At 68.7% G+C, this 24,742-nt stretch carries 17 protein-coding genes and 1 riboswitch; of the genes, 11 read left to right on the plus strand and 6 right to left on the minus strand.

Annotated features, from left to right (window positions below):
* Window positions 1–34 precede the first annotated feature (34 nt).
* From ACFPPA_RS18595 to ACFPPA_RS18605, 3 genes are read left to right on the plus strand one after another with little or no spacing between them, the layout of a single operon-like run.
* Window positions 35–1,174 carry an efflux RND transporter periplasmic adaptor subunit gene (locus ACFPPA_RS18595; protein WP_377322674.1) on the plus strand — a complete coding sequence of 380 codons (1,140 nt, stop codon included), beginning with the start codon at window positions 35–37 and terminating at the stop codon, window positions 1,172–1,174.
* Window positions 1,171–4,290 (plus strand): efflux RND transporter permease subunit, encoded by a 3,120-nt coding sequence (locus ACFPPA_RS18600; protein WP_377322676.1) that lies wholly within the window; start codon window positions 1,171–1,173, stop codon window positions 4,288–4,290. Before ACFPPA_RS18595 ends, ACFPPA_RS18600 begins: the two co-directional genes overlap by 4 nt.
* Entirely contained in the window at window positions 4,290–4,904 is a 615-nt protein-coding gene (locus tag ACFPPA_RS18605; protein WP_377322678.1) for a DUF998 domain-containing protein, read from the plus strand. The genes ACFPPA_RS18600 and ACFPPA_RS18605 overlap by 1 nt, the downstream gene beginning before the upstream one ends.
* Window positions 4,905–4,938: 34 nt before the next feature.
* Here the strand turns inward: ACFPPA_RS18605 and ACFPPA_RS18610 are convergent, their stop codons facing one another.
* Together ACFPPA_RS18610 and ACFPPA_RS18615 are read right to left on the minus strand one after the other, a co-directional pair.
* Complete coding sequence (locus ACFPPA_RS18610) at window positions 4,939–5,289, minus strand: cupredoxin domain-containing protein (protein ID WP_377322680.1); 351 nt, start codon at window positions 5,287–5,289, stop codon at window positions 4,939–4,941.
* Window positions 5,290–5,299: 10 nt separating this feature from the next.
* The gene (locus tag ACFPPA_RS18615; protein ID WP_377322682.1) at window positions 5,300–5,830 is read right to left on the minus strand and encodes a DUF4142 domain-containing protein; all 531 of its coding nucleotides are present in this window, start codon (window positions 5,828–5,830) and stop codon (window positions 5,300–5,302) included.
* Between the two features lie 157 nt (window positions 5,831–5,987).
* Here ACFPPA_RS18615 and folE point away from each other — a divergent pair, with 157 nt between their 5' ends.
* Together folE and ACFPPA_RS18625 are read left to right on the plus strand one after the other, a co-directional pair.
* A complete protein-coding gene (gene folE / locus ACFPPA_RS18620) occupies window positions 5,988–6,614 on the plus strand; it encodes a GTP cyclohydrolase I (protein ID WP_377322684.1) in 627 nt (208 codons plus the stop codon).
* Window positions 6,615–6,669: 55 nt separating this feature from the next.
* Window positions 6,670–7,377: an RNA polymerase sigma factor gene (locus ACFPPA_RS18625; RefSeq protein ID WP_377322686.1), complete on the plus strand. Its 708-nt coding sequence runs from the start codon at window positions 6,670–6,672 to the stop codon at window positions 7,375–7,377.
* A gap of 20 nt (window positions 7,378–7,397) precedes the next feature.
* Here the strand turns inward: ACFPPA_RS18625 and eda are convergent, their stop codons facing one another.
* The 4 genes from eda to zwf all read right to left on the minus strand — a co-directional run bounded on the left by eda (window position 7,398) and on the right by zwf (window position 12,472).
* Window positions 7,398–8,051 (minus strand): bifunctional 4-hydroxy-2-oxoglutarate aldolase/2-dehydro-3-deoxy-phosphogluconate aldolase, encoded by a 654-nt coding sequence (gene eda / locus ACFPPA_RS18630; protein WP_377322687.1) that lies wholly within the window; start codon window positions 8,049–8,051, stop codon window positions 7,398–7,400.
* A gap of 123 nt (window positions 8,052–8,174) precedes the next feature.
* On the minus strand, window positions 8,175–9,992 hold the full coding sequence (gene edd, locus ACFPPA_RS18635) for a phosphogluconate dehydratase (protein ID WP_377322689.1): 1,818 nt from the start codon (window positions 9,990–9,992) through the stop codon (window positions 8,175–8,177).
* 188 nt (window positions 9,993–10,180) lie between these two features.
* The gene (gene pgl, locus ACFPPA_RS18640; protein ID WP_377322691.1) at window positions 10,181–10,894 is read right to left on the minus strand and encodes a 6-phosphogluconolactonase; all 714 of its coding nucleotides are present in this window, start codon (window positions 10,892–10,894) and stop codon (window positions 10,181–10,183) included.
* Between the two features lie 114 nt (window positions 10,895–11,008).
* Window positions 11,009–12,472 (minus strand): glucose-6-phosphate dehydrogenase, encoded by a 1,464-nt coding sequence (zwf, locus tag ACFPPA_RS18645; protein ID WP_377322693.1) that lies wholly within the window; start codon window positions 12,470–12,472, stop codon window positions 11,009–11,011.
* A 223-nt stretch (window positions 12,473–12,695) separates the two neighbouring features.
* Between zwf and ACFPPA_RS18650 the strand changes: the two genes are divergently transcribed.
* The 6 genes from ACFPPA_RS18650 to ACFPPA_RS18675 all read left to right on the plus strand — a co-directional run bounded on the left by ACFPPA_RS18650 (window position 12,696) and on the right by ACFPPA_RS18675 (window position 24,729).
* A complete protein-coding gene (locus tag ACFPPA_RS18650; RefSeq protein ID WP_377322695.1) occupies window positions 12,696–13,448 on the plus strand; it encodes a GntR family transcriptional regulator in 753 nt (250 codons plus the stop codon).
* Window positions 13,449–13,468: 20 nt separating this feature from the next.
* Complete coding sequence (locus tag ACFPPA_RS18655) at window positions 13,469–14,500, plus strand: SIS domain-containing protein (protein WP_377322697.1); 1,032 nt, start codon at window positions 13,469–13,471, stop codon at window positions 14,498–14,500.
* A gap of 8 nt (window positions 14,501–14,508) precedes the next feature.
* Window positions 14,509–15,648 (plus strand): N-acetylglucosamine-6-phosphate deacetylase, encoded by a 1,140-nt coding sequence (nagA, locus tag ACFPPA_RS18660; protein WP_377322698.1) that lies wholly within the window; start codon window positions 14,509–14,511, stop codon window positions 15,646–15,648.
* 145 nt (window positions 15,649–15,793) lie between these two features.
* Window positions 15,794–16,022: riboswitch (cobalamin riboswitch) on the plus strand.
* A 130-nt stretch (window positions 16,023–16,152) separates the two neighbouring features.
* The gene (btuB, locus tag ACFPPA_RS18665; protein ID WP_377322700.1) at window positions 16,153–18,003 is read left to right on the plus strand and encodes a TonB-dependent vitamin B12 receptor; all 1,851 of its coding nucleotides are present in this window, start codon (window positions 16,153–16,155) and stop codon (window positions 18,001–18,003) included.
* 172 nt (window positions 18,004–18,175) lie between these two features.
* Window positions 18,176–21,352 (plus strand): efflux RND transporter permease subunit, encoded by a 3,177-nt coding sequence (locus ACFPPA_RS18670; RefSeq protein WP_377322702.1) that lies wholly within the window; start codon window positions 18,176–18,178, stop codon window positions 21,350–21,352.
* 188 nt (window positions 21,353–21,540) lie between these two features.
* Window positions 21,541–24,729 carry an efflux RND transporter permease subunit gene (locus ACFPPA_RS18675; RefSeq protein ID WP_377322704.1) on the plus strand — a complete coding sequence of 1,063 codons (3,189 nt, stop codon included), beginning with the start codon at window positions 21,541–21,543 and terminating at the stop codon, window positions 24,727–24,729.
* Window positions 24,730–24,742: the final 13 nt, after the last annotated feature.

The following is a 24,742-nucleotide window of genomic DNA, read 5'->3' on the forward strand; positions in this document are numbered from 1 at the left end:
TTGCGCGCCGCCTTCCGCGCCGCGACGCCCTGCCATGTTCGTGTATGCCGTGGTGACGGCTCTGCTGTCAGGGGCATTGGCCCTGTCCGGCTGCTCGTCGAACAGTGACCACGATGCGCAGGACGCCGCCACGACGCCGCACGACGTGACCCTGAGCCAGGCGCAGCGTCAGCACATCCACCTGCATACGGTGGCGTTGTCCAGCTTCCATCGCGCGATCGAGACGACCGGCGTGGTCGATTTCGACAACGACCAGGCGACCAGCGTGCTGGCGCCGTTCTCCGGCCCGGTGTCACGGCTGCTGGTCTCGCCCGGCGACAAGGTGCGCAAGGGACAGCCGCTGGCGCTGGTGGATTCGCCGGACTTCTCCGCTGCCATCAACGGCTACCGCAAGGCGCTGATCACCGCCCGCAACGCGCGCCGGCTGGCCGATGCGGACAAGGATCTGGTGCAGCACGAAGGCGTCTCCCGGCGCGAGGCCGAGCAGGCGCAAACCGACGCGGTCAGCGCCGAGGCCGATCGCGATGCCGCGCTGCAGGCTCTGGTCGCGCTGGACGTCGATGCCGGCACGATCAAGGCAATCCGGGCCGGTCGCCCGGTAACGAGCGCGCAGGGCATCATCCGTGCGCCGATCGCCGGCACCGTGGTGGAGAAGCTGATCACGCCGGGCCAGCTGCTGCAGGCCGGCAGCACGCCGTGTTTCACCGTGGCCGACCTGTCGCGGGTGTGGGTGATGGCGCAGCTGTCCGCCGCCGAGCTGGCGGCGATCCGGGTCGGCGATCCGGCGCAGGTGGATACCGGCTTGGGCGCCGCCGGGTTGCCGGGCACCGTGGACAACATCGCTGCGGTGGTCAATCCGGACACGCGTGCGGTGGCCGCGCGGGTGCTGGTGCACAACCCGCAGGGCTTGCTGCGCAAGCAGATGTACGTGCGCGTGCGGATCCAGTCGCGGCAGGCCAGCCAGGGCCTGCTGATCCCGGTCTCGGCGATCCTGCGCGACGACGAGAACCTGCCGTTCGTGTATGTCGCCCAGCATGACGGCGGCTTCGCCCGGCGCCACGTGACCCTGGGCCCGCGCAGCGGCGACGACTACCAGATCAGCGAAGGCCTCGAGCCCGGCGACCAGGTCGTGGTCGATGGCGGCATCTTCGTCCAGTTCATGCAAAACCAATGAGCGACCATCTGCCGCCCATGCCGCCGCGCGCGGCGTCGCTGATGAACCGGATCGTGGGCGCCTCGCTGGCGCAGCGCTTCCTGGTCGCGCTGCTGATGCTGATCCTGGTCGGCGCCGGCGTGCGCGCGCTGCATCGCCTGCCGGTGGACGCCTATCCGGACCTGTCGCCGCCCAGCGTCGAGATCGTCACCCAGTGGCCCGGACACACGGCGGAGGAAGTGGAGCGCCTGCTCACGGTGCCGACCGAGCAGGGCATGACCGGCATTCCGAAGACCGACAATACCCGTTCGATCTCGCTGTACGGGCTGTCGGTGGTGACCCTCACGTTCGACAACGGCACCGACAACTATTTCGCGCGCCAGCAGGTGTTCAACCGGCTCGGCGATCTGGATCTGCCCGATGGGGTGAAGCCGTCGGTATCGCCGCTGTCGTCGCCTTCCGGGCTGATCTATCGCTACGTGCTGCAAAGCTCCGACCGCTCGCCGATGGAGCTGAAGACGCTGGAGGACTGGGTGGTCGAGCCGCAGTTCCGCTCGGTGCCCGGCGTGGCCGACGACTCCGGTTTCGGCGGCGGCAGCATGCAGTACCAGGTGCTGCTCGATCCGGCGAAGATCGCCGGGGTCGGGCTCACCGCGCAGCAGGTCCAGGCCGCGCTGGCAGCCAACAACAGCAACGCCGGCGGCGGCTTCTACTCGCAGGGCGGCCAGTTCTATTACGTGCGCGGGTTCGGCCGGCTGCAGACGCTGGAGGACATCGGCAACGTGGTGCTGGCGGTGCATGACGGCAACCCGGTGCTGGTCAAGGATGTGGGTCGCGTGGTCATCGGCATCGCCCCCCGTCTGGGCGAGTTCGGCTACGAGAAGCAGGATGACGCGGTGGAGGGCGTGATCTCGCTGCGCACCGGCGAAAAGACCCAGGATGTGCTGGAACGGGTCGAGGCCAAGACGAAGGAGCTCAACGAACAGATCCTGCCGAAGGACGTCAGGATCCATTCGTTCTACGACCGCAGCGACCTGATTGCGCTGACCACCCAGGTGGTCAAGCAGAACCTGGTGCGCGGCATGCTGCTGGTGGTGGTGATCCTGATTTTCTTCCTGTACGACGTGCGTGCCGGGTTGATCGTCGCGGTCACGATTCCGCTGTCGTTGCTGGTCGCCTTCATCTGCCTGGATCTGCAGGGTGCCTCGGCCAACCTGCTGTCGATCGGCGCGGTGGATTTCGGGATACTGGTCGACGCGGCGGTGGTGATGGTGGAGAACATCTACCGCCAGCTCGCCGATCGCGCGGGCACGAAATTCAATGTGATCGAAGTGATCCGCGACGCCGCCGCGGAAGTGGACCGCCCGCTGTTCTACGCGGTGGCGGTGATCGTGGTCAGCTTCCTGCCGATCTACGTGTTGTCCGGCCCGTCCGGCACGCTGTTCAAGCCGATGGCGGACACCATGGTGTTCGCCCTGATCGGCTCGCTGGCGATCACCCTGACCCTGCTGCCGGTGCTGTGCTCGTGGTTCATGCGCAAGGGCGTGCGCGAGCGGCCCAACCGCGCGTTCGAGGCGATCAAGTCGGTCTACATCAAGGGGCTGGATTTCTGCCTGGCCCGGGCGTGGGCGACCACGATCGCCTCGGTCATCCTGCTGGCGCTGTCGCTGCTGCTGATCCCGCGCATCGGTGCGGAGTTCATGCCGAAACTGGATGAGGGTGCGCTGTGGGTGCGCGCCACCATGCCGTACACCATCTCGTTCGACGAGTCGGCCAAAATTGCGCCGAAGATCCGCGACATCCTGCACTCGTTCCCCGAGGTCACCACGGTCGCCTCGGAGCTGGGTCGTCCCGACGATGGCACCGACTCGACCGGTTTCTTCAACGTCGAGTTCTATGTTGGGCTGAAGCCTTATTCGCAGTGGCGCGGGAAGTACCGCGACAAGGCGGCACTGATCGCGGCGGTCGACAAGAAGCTGGAGGCGTTTCCCGGCATCACCTTCAACTACACCCAGCCGGCCGAGGATGCGGTGGACGAGGCCGAGACCGGCCTGAAGAGCGCGCTGGCGGTGAAGGTGTTCGGTCCGGACCTGCACACGCTGCAGCTCAAGGGCAAGGCGATCAAGCACGTCCTGCAGAAGGTGCGCGGCATCCACGACGTGACCCTGGTGCAGGAGCTCGGCCAACCCAGCCTCAGCATCAAGATCAATCGCGCCGCAATCGCCCGCTACGGCCTGAACGTGGACGACATCAACGGCCTGATCCAGACCGCGATCGGCGGCGACGTGGCGACCCAGGTGATCCAGGGCGAGAAGCAGTTCGACCTGGTCGTGCGGCTGGATCAGAAGTATCGCGACAACCCGCAGGAGATCGGCAACATCCTGGTGGCGACGCCCGGCGGGCAGCAGCTGCCGCTGAAGGAGTTCGCCGACATCCAGGTGACCAATGGCGCCTCCTTCATCTACCGGCAGGACAATTCGCGCTACATCGGCGTGCAGTTCTCGGTGGCGGGCCGCGACCTGGCCGGCGCGGTCGAGGACGCGATCGGGCAGGTCGACGCCAAGGTGAAACTGCCGCAGGGCTACCGACTGGACTGGGGCGGCGAGTACAAGGAATACACCGCCTCGCGCGCGCAGTTGAACATCATCGTGCCGCTGACGGTGGGGCTGATCTTCCTGCTGCTGTTCACCCTGTACAGCAACTTCAAGTTTCCGTTCATCACCGTAGTCGGCGTGGTGCTGTCGGCGCCGGTGGGCGGCATCGTGGCGCTGTGGCTGACCGGCACGCCGTTCTCGGTGTCGTCCGGGATCGGCTTCCTCGCGCTGTTCGGCGTGTCGGTGCAGACCGCGGTGGTGTACATCTCCTACGTCAACGAGTTGCGTCGCAACGGCACCACCCTTGGCGAAGCCATTCGCGAAGGCGCGATCCTGCGCCTGCGCCCGATCATGATGACCGCGCTGGTGGCGGCGCTGGGCCTGTTGCCCGCGGCCCTGGCCACCGGCGTGGGCACCGACACCCAGCGGCCGTTCGCGCTGGTCATCGTCAGCGGCCTGTTCACCCGCTTGCTGATCAGCGTGTTCCTGATGCCGGTGCTGTACACCCTGGTGGCGCGTCCGCACGACCGCCTGGAAGTGTGATGGAGCGGTCGACCGCCGCACACCGGCTGGGCACGGCCGCGTGGCTCGGCCTGCTGCTGTTCGTCGTCACCGCGGTGGCGGTGCAGCCGATGCGCGAGGACCTGCACTGGCTCGATGCGCCGCTGAGCCTGTACCTGATGGGTCCCGGCGGGCACTGGCTGCAGGCGGCCTACTTCGTGCTCGCCGCGGCGCTGGGCCTGCTCGGCGCGGGTTACTACCTCGCGTTGTCGCGCCGGGCGCGCAGTGCGGCGCCATGGCTGCTGTTCGTCGGCGCCGGGCTGGGCCTGTGCGTGACCGCGCTGGCGCACAGCAACCTGCCCGGGCGCGAGCCCACGCTGGAAGGCTGGCTGCACGGCACGGCGGCACAGACCGCGTTCCTGTGCGTCACCACCGCGATGCTGCTGCAGTCGTGGCGGTTGCGCGGCGACCCGCACTGGCGATCGCGTTTCCCCGCGGCGTTCGCGCTGGCGCTGGCGTGCTTCGTGGCGATCTGGGTCGATGCGTTGTGGCATGGCATGCCGCGCGGACTGGAGCAACGGCTGGTGATCGGGTTGATCCTGGTCTGGCTGCTGCAGGCCGCCCGCTGGCTGCGCGTCGGGCCGGCCCGGCGATAAGCCGCATGCCCGGCCAATGCGGCCGGGCTTCGGATCATCTGACCACCAGGGTGGCGGTCATGTCGGGGTGGAACTTGCAGAAGACGACGACCGTGCCGGCGGTGGCGATGGAGCGCACGCTGCGGCCCGGTTTCAGGTCGACATCGAAGCGGCCATCGCGCGCGGTGGCGCTGTGTTCGAGGATGTCGCGATTGACCCACTCGATGATGTCGCCGGCGCGCACGCCGCTCGGCATCGGGCCGTACTGCATCCGGTCGATCACGATCACGTGCACGCGATGGGCCGGCGAGCTGGTTGTCGGCTTCGCCGCGCCGGTGGCGCCGACCGGTGCAGACGCACCGATCAGCGCCAACATGCCGGCAAGCAGGATCGTCATGCGCAGCATGGGACGCTCCCTACTTCAGCAGGCTTTGGGCCAGATGCTCGGCGTGCATCTGGTGCGACTGGAACAGCTTCAGCCCGGTCTGCAGCAGGGACTTCAGCTGCGCGTTCCGCGCCGATGGAATCAGCGTGCCGCTCAGCGCGGCGTTGACCGCCCGGTGGTAGGCCACCTCGTTGGCGACATAGGCCCGGTCATACGCCGCACCGCTGAGCGCAGCCAGCTTGTCCTGCTCGGCGGCGGCATCGCTGGAAAGCGACTGGCTGGTGGCATTGTCCTGCGGCGTCACGCCGAGCTGCTTCACCAGCGCCAGCGCCTGCGCGTTGACCGCCGCATGATCGCGGGCCATTTCCTGCGCGAACGCGAGTACCGCCTGGTTGTGCGATTTTGCCAGCGCCTGCGTCGCCGCGGTGACGTCGATCGCGCCCGCGGTATAGGCGATGTGCGCGATCTGCGCATCGTTGATGGCGGGGGCCTGCCGCGCCTGGGCGCCGGCGAGCGTGCCCAGGCCGAGGGCGAAGATGAGGATGGGCAGTGACTTGTTCATGGCGATTCCTGTGGGTGAGCGGCGGGCGGTGCCTGCCGGTGCCCATGGGATGCAGCAGCGGCGCCCAGGTTCCGGTCGCGGTCCCGGGCGCGGGCGGGAACCTCGTCCGTGGTGTGCGCATCGGATCAGCTGTCACCCCCATGGAACAACCCGTCGCATGCTCGATGCCGATCACGCCCATCGCCGCTCCGTTGCCGTGTCGCCGGCGGCCAGCGAAACACCCCACCCGTCGCGCGCCGAGGCGGAAGCGGCCGTGCGCACGCTGATCCGCTGGGCGGGCGACGAGCCCACGCGCGAAGGCCTGCTGGCCACGCCGGCGCGCGTGGTGCGCGCCTACGAGGAATGGTTTGCCGGCTACCGCTGCGATCCGGCCAGCTTGCTCAGCCGCACTTTCGAGGAAGTCGGCGGTTACGCCGAGCCGGTCCTGTTGCGTGATATCCCGTTGCAGTCGACCTGCGAGCACCACATGGCGGCGATCCGCGGCGTGGTGCACATCGCCTACCTGCCGAATCACCGCGTGGTCGGCATTTCCAAGCTGGCCCGGCTGGTCGAGGCGTTCGGCCGGCGTCTGCAGATCCAGGAGCGGCTCACCGTCGAGATCGCCGACACGCTGGCCCGGGTGTTGCAGCCGCGTGGCGTCGCCGTGGTGGTGCAGGCCCGCCATGAGTGCCTGTCCTCGCGCGGAGTGCGTCAGCACGGGGTGTCGATGCTGACCCGGCGCCTGCTCGGCGAATTCGCGCTGGAACCGCAGCGGCGGGAGATCCTGGCCGCGCTGGCCGGCTGAGCCGGGAACCTTCCGTGCTGCAGCTGCATCCGATCAGGAGTAGAAGGAGAACACCATGCAGGCATCCATCCATGCGGTACCCGTCGACTACCTCGCGCTGGACGACCACGCGCTGGTGGCGCTGGTCCGTGGCGGCCAGCGCGAGGCGTTCGGGCAGATCATGCAACGCTGCAACCAGCGCCTGTTCCGTATCGCGCGCAGCGTGATCGGCGAGGATTCGGAGGCCGAGGACGTGCTGCAGGAATCGTACCTGCGTGCCTACCGCAAGCTGGATTCGTTCCGCGGCGACTCGACCCTGTTGACCTGGCTGACCAGCATCGTGCTGAACGAGGCGCGCGGGCGGTTGCGACGGCGGCACCGCATGGTCGGGCTGGACCAGCTCGACGCGGCGCCGGACGACACCCACCAGATCATCCGGTTTCCCTCGAAATTCGGCAGCGAGGACCCGGCGGTCTCGGCCGCGCGGGTGCAGATCCGCCACCTGCTCGAGCACGCCATCGACGCGTTGCCCGAGGCGTTTCGCACGGTCTACATGATGCGCGACGTCGAGGAATGCACGGTGGAGGAAACCGCGCAGCTGCTGTCGATCAGGCCGGAAACGGTGAAGACCCGCCTGCATCGCGCGCGGCGCCTGCTGCGCACCTCGCTGCAGGGCACCCTGGCCGCCACCATGAGCGAAGCGTTCCCGTTCATGGGTCAGCGCTGCGCCCGTGTCTCCGCGGCGGTGATGGCGCGGCTGAACGCCGAATCCACCGGTACCTGACGCCGCGATGCGAGCGGCGTTCAGCCGGGCTTGCGCAGCCCGGCCGCCTCGCGCGCCAGCAGTTCGATGCCGGCCCAGTCGCCCGTTGCCAGCTTGTCCGCCGGGGTCAGCCACGAGCCGCCCACGCACAGCACGTTCGGCAGCGCGAGGAAGTCGCCGGCGCTGCCCAGGCTGATGCCGCCGGTGGGGCAGAAGCGGATCTGCGGCAGCGGGCTGGCCCAGGCGCCGAGCAGCTTGTGGCCGCCGGCCGGCACGGCCGGGAAGAACTTCAGGTGGCGATAGCCGCGCTCGAGCAGGCTCATCGCCTCGCTGGCGGTGGCGACGCCGGGCAGCAGCGGCAGCGCGCTGTCGTCGGCGGCATCCAGCAGGTACGGCGACATCCCGGGCGACACCGCGAAGCGTGCGCCGGCCTGCAGCGCGGCGTGCAGGTCGCGCGCATTGAGCACGGTGCCGACGCCGATGATGGCGCCTTCCACTTCGGCGGCGATCGCGCGGATCGCCTCCAGTGCGGCCGGCGTGCGCAGGGTCACCTCGATCGCGGGCGTGCCGCCGGCGACGAGGGCACGCGCCATCGGCACCGCGGCCTTCGCGTCGTCGATCACCACCACCGGGATCACCGGCGCCAGTCGCATGGTGGTCTCGATCTGCTGCTGCTTGGCTTCGATGTTGTTCATGGATAGGATCGCCGCGGGTTAAGGGGTGAGTTGCTTGTGGGAGCGACTTCAGTCGCGATGCTCTTCTCCAGCTTCAGCAAAAGGCATCGCGACTGAAGTCGCTCCCACGGGGTCGGAGGATTGTCACAAGACGCCGGCGCCCATGTCGGCCGTGGCGGCGGCCTGGCGGAACAGGCCGAACAGCTCGCGGCCCATGCCGCTGTGCTGGGCCGACAGGTCCGCGTGCTGCGGCAGGCGCGCATCCAGTTCATGCGCCTCCATCAGCACGTCCAGACGTCCATTCACCGCATCCAGCCGGATCAGGTCGCCGTTGCGGATCTTCGCGATGTTGCCGCCGGCCACCGCCTCGGGCGTGACATGGATCGCCGCCGGCACCCGGCCGGACGCACCGGACATGCGGCCGTCGGTGAGCAGGGCGATGCGATGGCCGCGATCCTGCAGCAGTGCCAGCGTCGGGGTGAGCTTGTGCAGCTCCGGCATGCCGTTCGCCTGCGGGCCCTGGAAGCGCACCACCGCCACGAAATCGCGGTTCAGTTCGCCGCGCTTGAACGCGCCGGCCACCTCGTCCTGGTCGTGGAACACGATCGCCGGCGCCTCGATCAGCAGGCGGTCGTCCGGTACCGAGGAGACCTTGATCACGGCGCGGCCGAGGTTGCCCTCGAGCATGCGCAGGCCGCCGTCGGCGCGGAACGGTTCGTCGACCCCGCGCAGCACGCCGCGGTTGCCGCTCTGCTTCGATACCGGCACCCAGCGCAGCGCGCCCGCATCGTCCAGCTGCGGCAGCTGCGCATAGCCGTCCAGGCCGGTGCCGAAGATCGTCTTGACGTCGCCATGCAGCAGGCCGGCGCCGAGCAGCTGGTCGATCAGGAACGCCATGCCGCCGGCCTGGTGGAACTGGTTCACGTCGGCATAGCCGTTCGGGTAGACGCGGGCCAGCAGCGGGATCACCCCGGACAGCGCGTCGAAATCGTCCCAGCGCAACTGGATGCCGGCGGCGTGGGCGATCGCGACCAGATGCAGCAGGTGGTTGGTCGAGCCGCCGGTCGCATGCAGGCCGATCACGCCGTTGATGATCGCGCGCTCGTCGATGATGTGGCCCAGCGGCAGGTAGTGCTCGCCCAGCGCGCTGCTGGCGGCGGTGCGACGCACCACCTCGGCGGTCAGCGCGTCGCGCAGCGGCGTGTCCGGTGCCTCGAAGCTGGCGCCGGGCAGGTGCAGGCCCATGATCTCCATCAGCATCTGGTTGGAGTTGGCGGTGCCGTAGAAGGTGCAGGTGCCCGGCGCGTGATACGACGCGGCCTCGGCCTCCAGCAGCTCTTCCCTGGTGGCCTTGCCGTCGGCCCAGGCCTGGCGCACCTTCGACTTCTGCTCGTTCGGGATGCCGCTGGGCATCGGCCCGGACGGCACGAACGCGCCGGGCAGGTGGCCGAAGCTCAGTGCGCCGATCAGCAGGCCCGGCACGATCTTGTCGCAGATGCCCAGGTACAGCGCGCCATCGAACATGTCATGCGACAACGACACCGCGGTGGCCATCGCGATCAGGTCGCGCGAGAACAGCGACAGCTGCATGCCCGGCCGGCCCTGGGTCACGCCGTCGCACATCGCCGGCACGCCGCCGGCGACCTGGGCGGTGAAGCCGCTGTCGCGGGCGATCGTGCGGATCAGCGTGGGGTAACGCTCATACGGCTGGTGCGCCGAGAGCATGTCGTTGTAGGCGGTGATGATCGCCAGGTTGGCGCGATGGCCGTTGCGCAGCGCGTCCTTGTCCTCGCTGCCGCAGGCGGCGAAGCCGTGGGCGAGGTTGCCGCAGGACAGATGCCCGCGCTGCGGGCCGCTGCGATCGACGGCGTCGATCCGCTCCAGATAGGCCGTGCGGGTGGCCGCGCTGCGCTCGCGCAGGCGTTCGGTGACTTCGGCAACAACGGGATGCAGCGTGCTCATGACTTGAATCCAGAAAATAGTGGAGAGGAGTGAGAAACGAGTGGGCTTACCCCGTCGTCACCCGAGTCGCCTGTTGCGGACCCACTGGCTGCCAATGAAGCGGCAAGCGAGTAGGAATGAGGGCTGGCGAAAGCAATCGAGGGCGTTGGCAAAACTCATTTCTCACTTCTCGACTCTCATTCCTGCCTTCAAGGGCACCAGTACACGGCGACCGGCACGCGCGGCTGGGTCAGCACGGCGCGCACCGGATAATGCTGGGCGGCGCCCAGCCCCAGGCGGGCATCGGCGAGCAGGTCGCGTTTCTTCTCGCCGCTGACCAGCAGGTACAGCGCGCGGGTGTGCAGCAGGGTCGGCAGGCTCAGCGTGATGCGCGGTTCATCGGCGCCGGGGGCCCGCATCGACAGCACCGGGGCGCGGCCGTCCAGATCGAGCGCCGCGGCGAGGTGGTCGCCGCCGGGAAAGAACGACGCGGTATGACCATCCTCGCCCATGCCCAGCACCACCGCGTCGAACGGCAGCGGCAGCGCGTCGATCCGCGCGGTCGCCGTGCCGAGGCCCGCATCCGGTGTGGGGTCGCCGGTATACAGCGGGACGAACCGCGCCGCGGCGGCGGCACCCTGCAGCAGCTGCGACCGGACCATGCGGGCGTTCGAGCGCGGGTCGCTCTCGGGCACCCAGCGCTCGTCGACCAGGGTGACGTGCACGTTCGCCCAGTCGAGCGCCTCGCCCGACAGCCGGGCCAGGAATGCCTTCGGCGTGCTGCCGCCGGAGACCGCCAGGACCGCGCTGCCGCGCTCGGCCAGGGCCTGGCGCAGGCAGCCGGCCACGCGCTCGGCCAGCGCCACGGCCTGGGCCTGGCAATCGCTGAAGCTGTGGGTGGTGACGTTCAAATCGGTGTGCATGGTGAGGTGGCTCGCCAGCCGCCGGCGATGCGGCGCGGTCGTCGTGGGAGGGGGAAGGGACAGTGTGCCGCAGGCCCCGGCATGCCCGGGTGAAGCCATGGTGAATGCGCCGGCCTACTCACTTTCGTCGTGCCAGGTGCGGCCATCGCGCTCGATCAGGGCAACGGCGGCGCTGGGTCCCCAGGTGCCGGCAGCATACGGGCGCGGCGACTCGCTGCTGTTGGCCCAGCCGGCGAGGACGGGGCCGGCCCAGCGCCACGCCGCCTCGACTTCATCGCGGCGCATGAACAGGGTGGGATTGCCGCGCACCACATCGAGCAGCAGGCGCTCGTACGCATCCGGCTGCTGCACACCGAACGCCTCGGCGAAGCTCATGTCCAGCGGCACGTTGCGCAGGCGCAGCCCGCCGGGACCGGGGTGCTTGATGGTCAGCCACAGTTTCACGCCTTCGTCCGGCTGCAGCCGCAGCACCAGCCGGTTCTGCGCCAGCGTGCCGGAGTCCGCCGAGAAGATCGAATGCGGCACCGGCTTGAACGCCACCACGATTTCCGACACACGGCTGGGCAGGCGCTTGCCGGTGCGCAGGTAGAACGGCACGCCGGCCCAGCGCCAGTTGCCGATCTCCGCCTTCAGCGCCACGAAGGTTTCGGTGTTGGACTTGGTGTCGCCCAGTTCGTCCGGGTACCCGGGCACGCTGGCGCCCTCGGCCACGCCGGCGCGGTACTGGCCGCGCACGGTGAGCTGGTTGACGTTGCTGTCGTCGATGACCTTCAGCGAATTGAGCACCTTCAGCTTCTCGTCGCGCACCGCGTCGGGCTCCAGCGACGAGGGCGGCTCCATCGCCACCATGCACAGCAGCTGCAGCATGTGGTTCTGCACCATGTCGCGCAGCGCGCCGGCATGGTCGTAGTAGCCGGCACGGTGACCGACGCCCACGGTTTCGGCCACGGTGATCTGCACGTGGTCGATGTGCCCGGCGTTCCACAGCGGCTCGAACAGCGCGTTGCCGAAGCGCAGCACCAGCAGGTTCTGCACGGTCTCCTTGCCGAGGTAGTGATCGATGCGGAAGGTCTGCGATTCGTTGAAGACCCTGCCGACCGCGTCGTTGATCCGGTTCGCGCTGTCGAGATCGCGGCCGATCGGCTTTTCCAGCACCACGCGCGACTTGCCCTGGTTGAGCCCGTGTTCGCCGAGCCGTCCGCAGATGTCGACGAACAGGTCCGGCGAGGTGGACAGGTAGAACACCCGCACATGCTCCGGCTGCGACTTGATCAGCGCGGCGAAATCCGCCCAGCCATCGTCCTTGCGCGCGTCCAGCGAGCGATAGCCGACCTGCTGCAGGAACACGTCGAGCTTGGCCGCGTCGCAGATACCGACCAGCGCCTGGCGCAGCAAGGCACGGTAGCCGTCGTCGTCGAGCGCCTCGCGGGCGATGCCGATGATCCGGCTGCTGGCGGGAATCTGGCCGTCGAGAAAGCGGTGGAACAGGGCCGGCAGCAATTTGCGCACGGCGAGGTCGCCGGTGCCGCCGAAAATCACCAGGTCGAACGGTTCGACCAAGGGGGGGGAAGCAGTCACGCAGTCACCTCGACATGATGCCGGATGGCGGGCAGGGCCGGATGGCACGATCGCCCGGGGTGCCGTGGATCATACCAGTGAAATACCAGGTCGACTACGGTCATGCATACGAATTCATCGACGCGGCGTGATCGGATGAGTCCGGGGTTGCGGCGTGGGGGCCCGGTCGGGCGGCGGGTGGACGGGCTTGCGGTTAGTGGTTTGCTATTGGTATCGTGCCGGCATGGAAACCGCCCTGGCCAACGAATACCGCCGGATCTGCCACGATCCGACCACCCATCAGCCGCTGGCCTACCTGCGCCTGCGCCGCGCGATCCGCAACATCGTCGAGCATCGCGACATCGAGCCGGGCCAGGCGCTGCCCAGCGAACGTGATCTTTCGGTGGCGCTGAAGCTGTCGCGGGTGACCGTGCGCAAGGCGATCGCCGGGCTGGTCGAGGAAGGCCTGCTGACCCAGCGGCACGGCGCCGGCACCTTCATCGCCGAACGCATCGTCAAGCCGATGTCGCGCCTGACCAGCTTCACCGAGGATCTGCGCGAGCGCGGCCTGCGGCCACGTTCGGAATTCTTCGAGCGCGGCATCGGCGAGGTGACCCCGGAGGAGTCGATGGCGATGAACCTGTCGCCCGGCTCGCTGGTGGTCCGGCTGCATCGCGTGCGCTACGGCCAGGACGAGCCGCTGGCGATCGAACGCAGTGTGGTGCCTGCCAGCGTGCTGCCGGATCCGATGCTGGTGCACGACTCGTTGTACGAGGCGCTGGAACTGCTCGGCTGCCGTCCGCGCCGCGCGCTGCAGCGGCTGCGCGCGGTGTCGCTGAATGCCCAGCAGGCGCGACTGCTGCACGTCAACGTGGGCAGCGCCGGACTCAACATCGAACGCCGCAGTTTCCTCGACGACGGTCGCGTGGTCGAGTTCACCACCTCCTGGTATCGCGGCGACATCTACGACTTCGTTGCCGAACTGCAAACCGATTGACCGACCCGGAACCCCACGCCATGCAAGCCAGCGACACCCTGATGTACCGCGAAGCGCACGAGGCGGCCGATGTGGTCGCGCGCCAGTTCGCCGCGAACGAGGCGGTGGTGAGCGCGCTGGCTCGCACGCTGCGCGCGCAGCCGCCGCGTTTCATCGTCACCTGCGCGCGCGGCAGTTCCGATCACGCCGCGGCGTATGCGAAGTACGTGTTCGAAACCCAGCTCGGCATCGTCACCGCCTCGGCTTCGCCGTCGGTCACCTCGATCTACGCAGCCGAACAGCAGTGGCGCGACGCGCTGTTCATCGCGATCTCGCAGTCGGGCAAGAGCCCCGACCTGCTGCGCAACGCGCAGGCCGCGAAGCTGGCCGGCGCGCGGGTGGTGGCGCTGGTGAACGTCGAGGATTCGCCGCTGGCCGCGATCGCCGACACGGTGATCCCGTTGCACGCGGGTCCGGAGCGCAGCGTGGCGGCGACCAAGAGCTACATCGCGGCGCTGGCCGCGGTGCTGCACCTGTGCGCGCGCTGGCATGGCGATCCGGCGCTGGTCGCCGCGCTGCAGCGCCTGCCCGACGCCCTGCGCGCCGGCTGGGACGCCGACTGGTCGCCGTTGAGCGAGGGCCTGCTCGGGGCGCACAACCTGTTCGTGGTCGGCCGCGGCTTCGGTCTCGGCATCGCGCTCGAGGCAGCGCTGAAATTCAAGGAAACCTGCGGCCTGCATGCCGAGGCGTTCAGCGCGGCCGAGGTGAAGCACGGGCCGATGGCGCTGGTCGGCCCGGCCTTTCCGGTGCTGGTCTTTGCGCAGGACGACGACACCCTGCAAGGCACCCTGGCGGTGGCCGACGAGTTCCGCCGCCGTGGCGCGCAGGTGTTCGTGGCGGCACCCGGGGTGGACGGCGCGGGCACGTTGCCGGTGCCCGGTGGGCTGCCGGCGATGTGCACGCCGCTGCTGATCGTGCAGAGTTTCTACCGCGCCGCCAGCGAGCTGGCGCTGCGTCGTGGATTCAATCCCGATGTGCCGCCGCATCTCAACAAGGTGACCGAGACGGTCTGAGCCACGCCATGACACTCGCCCTGATCAATGCCCGCGTACTCACTGCGCACGGTTGGCATGACGACCTCGCCGTGCTGCTGGATGGCGCCCGGATCGCCGATCTGCTGCCGCTGTCCGATCCGCGTCTGCGCGATACGCCGCAACAGGACCTGGGCGGCGCCATGCTGCTGCCCGGCTTCATCGACGTGCAGGTCAACGGCGGCGGCGGCGTGTTGTTCAACGACAGCCCCACGGTGGCGACCATCCGCCGGATCGGCGCGGGGCATCGGCGCTACGGCACCACCGGCTTCCTGCCGACCCTGATCAGCGACGACCCGGACGTGATGCGCGCGGCGCTGGCTGCGGTCGAGCAGGCGCTGGCCGAAGGCGTGCCCGGCGTGCTCGGCATCCATCTGGAGGGGCCGTACCTGGCGCGGGCGCGCAAGGGCGTGCACGACCCCAAATATTTCCACCGGCCGGACAGCGAGGAACTGGCCCTGCTGAGCGCCGGGCATCGCGGTGTGCGGCTGCTGACGCTGGCGCCCGAATGCGTGCCGCTGGCCAGCATCCGCGCGCTGGCCGCCGCGGGCGTGATCGTCAGCGCCGGGCACACTGCCGCCGACTATGCGACCGTGCGCGCGGCCCTGGCCGGCGGCGTGCGTGGCTTCACCCACCTGTTCAACGCGATGACGCCGTTCGGCAGCCGCGAGCCCGGTGTGGTGGGCGCCGCGCTGGAAGACCCGAACAGCTGGTGCGGGCTGATCGTCGATGGCCATCACGTGCATCCGGCCAGCCTGCGCGTGGCGATCGCCGCCAAGCCCCGCGGCAAGATGCTGCTGGTGACCGACGCGATGCCGCCGGTGGGTTCGGACTACCCGGATTTCGTGCTCAATGGCGAGATCATCACGATTCAGGACGGCATCTGCCAGACCGCGCAGGGCGTGCTGGCCGGGTCCGCGCTGGACATGGCCGGCGCGGTGCGCAACACGGTGCAGCTGCTGGGCCTGCCGCTGGACGAGGCGGTGCGCATGGCCAGTACCTACCCGGCCGACTTCCTCGGCCTCGGCGCCAGCCACGGCCGCATCGCCGCCGGCTATCGCGCCGACCTGGTACTGCTGGACGACGACTATCGCGTGCAGCAGAGCTGGATCGGCGGTGTAGCAATGTAGAGCTGCCTGTGGGAGCGACTTCAGTCGCGATGCACTTCAGTTGTGGCACCAAAGCAGAAGCATCGCGACTGAAGTCGCTCCCACAGCTTGAGAGTGTTCCTGCCCATTCCGATCTGCTGTGGATTGCCCAAATAGCCATCCGAAGCTACAGTGGCGCGGTTCAGGTGTCCCGACGGTGTCACGCCGAAGGGATGAAACGGGAAGCCGGTGCGCGGTGTTCATCACTGCAAGGCCGGCGCTGCCCCCGCAACGGTAAGCGAGATTCACGAACGGCGAACGCCACTGTGCACAGCACGGGAAGGCGCCGTTCGGGGCATGCGGATCACCGCAGGCCGCTCGCGAGCCCGGAGACCGGCCCGAACGATTCCTGGTGGCTCGCGGTGGGCGAGGCCGAACCACGTGTGTGGCGTGCCTGCCTGCCCGTTGTTCCGTCTTTTCCTCCCGCCGGTTGCCAGCTCATCGAACGCATGAGCCGTGCGCGGGTGCGCGGCCGAGGAAGAAAGCATGAAGAAGTCTTTGCTGGCAGCGGCGCTGCTTGCTTGCACGACGGCCGCCCAGGCCGCCGATCAGAACAACCCGGCCGCGCTGAGCCCGGTGGTCGTCACCGCCACGCGTACCGCGATCAACGTCGACGACGCGCTGTCGTCGGTCAGCGTGATCACCCGCGCCGACATCGAGCGGCTGCAGCCGCTGTCGCTGCAGGACCTGCTGACCGGCCTGCCTGGCGTGAGTTTCGCCAATTCCGGCGGCTACGGTCAGCAGACCTCGCTGTTCATGCGCGGCACCAATTCCTCGCACACGCTGGTGTGGGTCGATGGCGTGCGCATCGGTTCGGTCGGCAACGGACTGGCGGCGATCGAACAGATTCCGGTCGAACAGATCGAGCGCATCGAGATCGTGCGCGGCCCGCGCTCGAGCCTGTACGGCGCCGACGCGATCGGCGGGGTGATCCAGATCTTCACCCGCCATGGTTCACCCGATGGCGGGCTGCGACCCTCGTTCAGCCTCACCACCGGCAGCGACCATCTGCTGCGCGGACAGGCCGGCCTGTCCGGCGGCAGCGATCACGCCTGGTACAACCTCGGCGTGGGCGCCCAGTACACCCGCGGCATCAATGCCTGCCGTGTCGGCGCCGCCGAGGCGTTCGCCGGCTGCTTCGCCGACGAGCCGGATCGCGACGCCTACCGCAACAAGAACCTTGCCGCCAGCGGCGGCTACCGCTGGGACAACGGTACCGAGCTCAGCGGCAACTGGCTGCGCAGCCTGGGCGAGATCCATTTCGACGGCAGCTACCAGAACCGCAGCCGCACCGTGCAGCAGGTCGCCGGCAGCCGCCTGAGCTTCCATCCGCTGGGGGCGTGGCAGACCACGCTGAGCGTGGGCCAGAACCTGGATCGCTACGACAACTACGAGAACCGCGATTTCGTCGGCTACATCTATTCGCGGCGCAACCAGGCGTCGTGGCAGAACGACATCAGCCTGGCCACCGGCCAACTGGTCACGCTGGGCCTCGACTGGCAGGGCGAGCACATCGACAGCGACACCGGCTTCCTCGCCACCCGGCGCCACGACACCGGCGGCTACGCGCAGTACCAGGCCACGTTCGGCCGCAACGAACTGAAGCTGTCGGCACGGCGCGACCACAACAGCCAGTTCGGCAACCACAACACCGGCGCCGCGGCGTGGGGTTACCACTTCGATGACGGCCTGAAATTCTCCGCCAGCTACGGCACCGCCTTCCATGCGCCGACCTTCAACGACCTGTATTACCCGTACGGCAGTGGCAACCCGGACCTCGAGCCGGAGAAATCGCGCAGCGCCGAGCTGGGCCTGAGCCAGCAGCGCGGCGACTGGAACTGGGCGCTGAACGCGTACCAGACCCGCATCGACCAGCTGATCGCGCTGGACAGCAACTACTTCCCGAGCAACCTCAGCAAGGCGCGCATCCGCGGCGTCGAAGGCCAGCTCGGGGTCGACCTGGCCGGCTGGCAGCTGCAGGGTTACCTGAGCTGGCTGCAGCCGAAGAACCAGGACGGCGGCCCGAACGACGGCAAGGTGCTGCCGCGGCGCCCGCAGCACACCGCGCGGGTGGATCTGGATCGCCGCTTCGGCGCGGTCGGCCTCGGCGCCACCGTCTACGCGGCCGGGCGCAGCTATGACGACGCGGCCAATGCCCATCCGCTGGGCGGCTACTCCACCACCGACCTGCGCGTGAGCTACCACTTCAGCACGGACTGGCAGGTCGAGGCACGCCTGGCCAACGTGTTCGATCGCCACTACGAGACGGTGTGGTACTTCAACCAGCCCGGTCGCAGCGTGTTCCTGACCCTGCGCTACAGCCCCGCGATGAAGTGAGGCCCGCCGGCAACGAAACGGCCTCCGTCGCGATGCGCGCGCCGACATGGGCAAGGCCATCGCGACGGAAGCCGCCCGTCCGCAAAGATTCCCCGTCACGCACCGTCTCCCTGCGACGGCAGCCACCTGCCGAGGCGGCCCTGCCGCTATGCTTGCGCATCAGGGAGACCACGTGAACATTTTTGCCCCCATGATCCGCCGCCCCGTCGGCACCTCGCTGCTCGCGATCGGGCTGATCCTGGCTGGCTTCATGGCCTACCTGCTACTGGGCGTGGCGGCGTTCCCGTCGATCGAGTTTCCCGGCGTGGTGGTGGTGGCGCAGATGCCCGGCGCCAGCGCGCAGACCATGGCCAGCACGGTGGTGGCACCGCTGGAGCGGCACCTGGGCCGCATCCCGGGCGTGAAGCAGATTGCGTCCACGGCCAACGAAGGCGGCGCGCAGATCCAGGTGCTGTTCGACTTCGGGCGCACCACCGACGACGCCGCCCGCGACGTGCAGGCGGCGATCAACGCGGCCGCGGCCGACCTGCCGCCGGGCCTGCCGACGCCGCCCCAGTACTTCAAGTTCGATACCTCGAAGATCCCGGTGCTGCTGGTGACGCTGACCTCGACCAGCCTGCCGCCGGACCAGTTGTACGACCTCACCGATACCCTGCTGAAGCCCGCGGTGGCGCAGATCCCCGGCGTGGCCCAGGTGCAGATCGGCGGCGGTACGCCGTATGCGGTGCGCATCGCGCTGAACGCGAACGCGCTGGTGATCAAGGGCATCACCACCAACGACGTGGCCAATGCGTTGCGCGCGGCCAACGTCACCTCGCCGCAGGGCACGCTGAGCGATGGCGTCAGCCAGATGACGGTGACCGCCAACGGTGCGCTGCACACGCCGCGGGATTTCGCCGGGCTGGTGATCGCCAGCCGCCACGGCGTGCCGGTGCGGCTGGCCGACGTGGCCACCGTCAGCAGCGGCCAGCAGGATCGGTACGCGGCGGCGTGGTTCAACGGCACGCGGGCGGTGACCATGCAGATCAGCAAGCGGCCGGAGGCCAATGCGGTGGCCACGGTGCGGGCGATCCGCGCCGCGCTGCCGAGACTGGGCCGGCTGCTGCCGGCCGACGTGCGGATCACCCCGATCTTCGACCTCACCCCGACCACCGAATCGGCGCTGCACGAGGTCGAGGTGGCGCTGCTGATGAGCATCGTGATGGTGGCGCTGGTGATGCTGGTGTTCCTGCGCCGGCTGCGGCCGACCCTGATCGCGATGCTCAGCGTGCCGCTGTCGCTGGCCGGTGCGTTCGTGGTGATGTGGGCGATGGGCTTCACCCTGAACATCTTCTCGCTGGTGGCGCTGGTGCTGTGCGTGGGCTTCGTGGTCGACGATGCGATCGTGGTGATCGAGAACATCGTGCGCCACATGGAGCAGGGCATGGCGCCGCTGCAGGCGGCGCTGACCGGCGTGCGCGAGATCGGCTTCACGGTGATCTCGATCACGCTGTCGCTGATCGCGGTGTTCGCGCCGATGGTGTTCGGCAACAACCTCTTCACCGTGCTGATGCGCGAGTTCGCGGTGACCCTGATCGCGACGATCGTGATCTCCGCCGTGGTCTCGCTCACGTTGACCCCGGCGCTGTGCGGGCGCAGCCTGCTGCACGAGCGGCCGGGCAGCCGCGTGCCCGGCCGGCTGGAACGCCTGGCCGAGCGTTTCGACGAGGGGCTGCTGGGGATCTACCGGCGTTCGCTGGACTGGGCCATGCGCCACCGCCGGGTGATGCGCTGGCAACCGCCGATCCTGCTGGCGCTGACCGTCGGCCTGGCCATCGCGGTCGGCAAGACCGCGGGCGGCGGCTTGATGCCGCAGGAGGACACCGGGCTGATGCGGGTGCAGATGACCGCCAGCGCGAACATCTCGCCGACGCAGCTGGCCACGCGCACCCGCGAAGTGGCCGCGACGATCCGGGCCGACCCGGCGGTGCTCGACGTCACCACCATCCTGGGCGGTCTCGGCAGCAACGGCGCGATCGGCAACCAGTCGCGCCTGTTCGTGGACCTCAAGCCGCTGGGCGACAAGCCCGGCGACCGCCACGCCTCGGCGCAGCAGGTGGTCGACCGGTTGGCCACGCACTACAAGGACGTCACCGATCTGGACGTCACCCTGACCACGGTGCAGTTCTTCGGCGGGGGTGGCGGCGCCGGCGGCGGCGCCGCGCAGTATTCGTTCCAGCTCGACAGCACCGACGGCACCCCGCTGCAGGCGCCCACCCTGCGGCTGGCGCGGGTCATGCGCGGCATGAAGCAGTTCCGCGACGTCGCCAGCAGTTTCGACGGCATCGGCAAGCAGCAGCTGGTGCAGGTCGATCGCGATGCGGCCGCGCGGCTGGGCGTCGGCATGGGCCAGATCGACTCGGTGCTGTACAACGCGTTCGGCCAGAATCAGGTCTCCACGATCTACTCCGACATCAACCAGTACCGGGTCGTGCTGACCGCCGACAGCGGCAGGACACCGAGTCCGCAGGGCCTGCTCGAGACCTACGTGCGCAGCAACCAGGGCCGGATGATCCCGTTGTCCGCGCTGGCCACGATCCGGCCCCATCTGGCGCCGGTCTCGGTCGATCATTTCGACCAGCTCGAATCGGCCTCGATCAGCTACAACCTGGCCAAGGGCATCACCCAGGCGGACGGGCTGAAGCTGGTCGACCAGGCGATCTTCGCGGCCCACCTGCCGCCCGGCGTGCAGAAGAAATACACCGGCGACAACCAGAACCTGGTCGAGGCGCTGAACAATTCGCTGCTGATGTTGCTGGCGGTGATCCTGGTGATGTACGTGGTGCTGGGCGTGCTGTACGAGAGCCTGATCCATCCGCTGACCATCCTGTCGACCCTGCCGGCCGCCGGCATGGGCGCGTTCCTGGCCATGCTGGTCACCCACACCCAGCTCACCCTGATGTCGATCATCGCGGTGCTGATGCTGATCGGCATCGTCAAGAAGAATGCGATCCTGATGGTCGACTTCGCACTGGTGGCCGAGCGCGAGCACGGCATGTCGCCGCCGGAGGCGATTCGCGAGGCGGCGCTGGTGCGTTTCCGTCCGATCACCATGACCACCCTGGTGGCGATGGGCGCGGCGCTGCCGCTGGCGATCGGTTTCGGCAGCGGCTCGGAGCTGCGCCAGCCGCTGGGCATCGCGATCCTCGGCGGCCTGCTGGTATCGCAGCTGCTGACCCTGCTGAGCACGCCGGCGATCTACCTGTGGCAACACGATCGACGCGAGCGCAAGGCGGCGCGACAGCGTCTGCGTGCCGAGATCAAGCGCCAGCGCGAGCTGCAATGGCAGATGCCGGCGTTGCCGAAATAGCCGGCGTGCCACCCCTGCCTTCCGGCATGGAAGGGACTTCAGGCACATACGCCCGGGCGCGCCGGATGGCATAACGTCGCCATGAATGGAACTCTCCCCACTTCCCCGTGTTCATCGTGCCTGTGTCCATCGCAGGGAGTCCCGGCGTACGCTGAATACCTGTCCGGCTTGCAGGTCGCGGCTGCGCCATGAATGTCTTTGCACCTTTGATCCGCCGCCCGGTCGGCACCTCGCTGCTGGCCATCGGCCTGATCCTGGCCGGGTTCTGGGCCTATCTGCTGCTCGGCGTGGCGGCGTTGCCGTCGCTGGATTTTCCGGGCGTCTATGTCGGCGCGAACATGCCCGGGGCCAGCGCGCAGACCATGGCGAACACGGTGCTGGCGCCGCTGGAACGCCACCTGGGCCAGATCCCCGGCGTCGACGAAATGTACGGCAACGCCACCGAGGGTTCGGCTTCGGTGAGCGTGCGCTTCAACTTCAGCCGCACCGCCGACAGCGCCGCCCGTGACGTGCAGGCCGCGATCAACGCGGCCGCGGTCGACCTGCCCGCGGGCATGCCGTCGCCGCCGCAGTACTTCAAGTTCGACACCTCGCAGATCCCGATCCTGTTCCTCACGCTGACCTCGACCGGGCTGCCGCAGGACAAGCTGTACGACCTCGCCGACACCCTGCTGAAGCCCGCGGTGGCGCAGATCGACGGCGTGGCCCAGGTGCAGGTGTTCGGCGGCACCCCGCATGCGGTGCGGATCGAGCTGGACAATCGCTCGCTGGCCGCCAAGGGGCTCACCGCGAACGACGTGGCCAACGCCCTGCGTGCCGCCAACGTCAATTCGCCGCAGGGCATCCTCAGCGACGGTCGCACGCAGATGACGGTGACCGCCAGCGACGGCCTGCAGGATCCGTCCGAGTTCGCCCATCTGCTGATCTCGGTGAAGAACGGCACGCCGGTGCGGCTGTCCGACGTGGCCAGGGTCTACGGCGGCCAGCAGGACGAGTACCAGGCCGCCTGGTTCAACGGCATGCACACGGTCGGCCTGCAGATCACCAAGCGGCCGGAGGCGAACGCGGTGGCCACGGTCGAGGCGATCCGCGCGCGGCTGCCGCAGCTGGCCGCGTCGATGCCGTCGAACGTGAAGATGATGCCGGTGTTCGATCTCACCCAGACCACCAAGTCGGCGCTGCATGAAGTGCAGGTCGCGCTGATGATCTCGATCGCCATGGTCGCGATGGTGATGCTGGTGTTCCTGCGCCGGCTGCGGCCGACCCTGATCGCGATGCTCAGCGTGCCGCTGTCGCTGGCCGGCGCCTTCGTGGTGATGTGGATGCTCGGCTACACGCTCAACACCCTGTCGCTGGTGGCGCTGGTGTTGTGCATCGGCTTCGTGGTCGACGACGCGATCGTGGTGATCGAGAACATCGTGCGCCACATGGAGCAGGGCATGGCGCCGCTGCCGGCGGCGCTGACCGGCGTGCGCGAGATCGGCTTCACGGTGATCTCGATCACGCTGTCGCTGGTGGCGGTGTTCGCGCCGCTGCTGTTCGGCAACAACGTGCTGGTGCTGCTGCTGCGCGAATTCTCGGTGACCCTGACCGCCGCGGTGGTGATCTCGGCGATCGTCTCGCTGACCCTGACCCCGGCGCTGTGCGGCCGGCTGTTGAAGCACGAGCCGAAAAATCCGCCGCCGCCGGGCCGCATCGAGCAAGCGGTGGAGCGCTTCGATCGCGGCATGCTGCGGCTGTACGAGCGCGCGCTGGACTGGGCGATGCATCACCGCCGCATCATGCGCTGGCAGCCGCTGGTGCTGCTGTTCCTCACCTTCGCGCTGGGCTTCGCGGTGGTCAAGACTGCCGGCGGCACCTTCATGCCGGACGAGGACACCGGCCAGCTGCAGGTCGACATCAGCGCCGATGCCAACATCGCGCCGACGCTGATGGCCGAGCGCGCGCAGCAGGTCGAGAAGATCATGCAGGCCGATCCGGCCGTGCTCGACCAGCTGACCATGCTGGGCGGCAACGGCTTCGGCGGCGCGGTGGGCAACAACGCGCAGATGTTCGTCGACCTGAAGCCGCGCGGCCACGGACCGGGCGGACGACCCGACAACATCAAGGTGATCGTCGAGCGGCTGACCAAGCGCTACGACCAGCTGCCCGACGTCAAGGTCTCGGTCAGCGCGGCGCAGTTCCTCGGTGGCGGCGGCAGCGGCGACAAGGGCGGCCAGTACGAATTCCAGCTCACCAGCAGCGACGGCGGCGACCTGCAGCCGTGGGCGCTGAAGATGGTGCGACACCTGCGCACGATCAAGGAGTTCCGCGACGTCAGCAGCGCCTTCGACCAGGTCGGCAAGCAGCAGCAGCTGAAGGTCGACCGCGAGGCGGCCGCGCGCCTGCACGTCAGCATGGGCGCGATCGACACCGCGCTGTACAGCGCGTTCGGCCAGCGGCTGGTGTCGCAGATCTATTCCGACATCAACCAGTACTGGGTCGTGCTGACCAGCAGCCCCGGCGAGAACCTCAGCCCGCAGTCGCTGCTGAACATCCGCGTGCGCAGCGACAAGGGCGAGATGATCCCGCTGTCCGCGCTGGCGCGGATGGCGCCCAGCATCAGCCCGATCCGGATCCGCCATCACAACCAGATGGAAGCGGTCACCATCAGCTACAACCTGGCCAAGGACGTGCCGCAGGACCGCGGCATCGCGCTGGTCGACCAGGCGGCCTATGCGATCAATCTGCCGGCCGGCATCAAGGTCGACTACACCGGCGCCAACCAGCGCCTGAAGCAGGCCCAGTCGAACGGCATGGTGCTGCTGCTGGGCTCGATCCTGGCGATGTACATCGTGCTGGGCATCCTCTACGAGAGCCTCGGCCATCCGCTGACGATCCTGTCCACGCTGCCGGCGGCCGGTGCCGGTGCGTTCCTGGCGATGCTGGTGACCCAGACCCAGCTGTCGCTGATGGCGATCATCGCGATCCTGATGCTGATCGGCATCGTCAAGAAAAACGCGATCCTGATGGTCGACTTCGCCCTCGTCGGCGAACGCGAGCGCGGCCTGTCCGCGCCCGAGGCGATCCGCGAGGCCGCGCTGGTGCGCTTCCGCCCGATCACCATGACCACGCTGGTGGCGATGGGCGCGGCGCTGCCGCTGGCGATCGGCTTCGGCATCGGCTCGGAGATGCGCCAGCCGCTCGGCATCGCCATCGTCGGCGGCCTGCTGGTGTCGCAACTGCTGACCCTGCTCAGCACCCCGGCGATCTACCTGTGGAACTACGACCGCAAGATCCGCAAGGCCACCCGCAAGGAGCGCCGCGCGGCGCGCAAGGCGGCGAAGGCGGAGAAGAAGCGGTTGAAGGTGATCGGGAAGGTGCAGACGGCGGGGTGAGGGAGGTGAGTGC

The organism is Rhodanobacter ginsengisoli (assembly GCF_042657065.1).
In the GTDB taxonomy this organism is placed as follows: domain Bacteria; phylum Pseudomonadota; class Gammaproteobacteria; order Xanthomonadales; family Rhodanobacteraceae; genus Rhodanobacter; species Rhodanobacter ginsengisoli.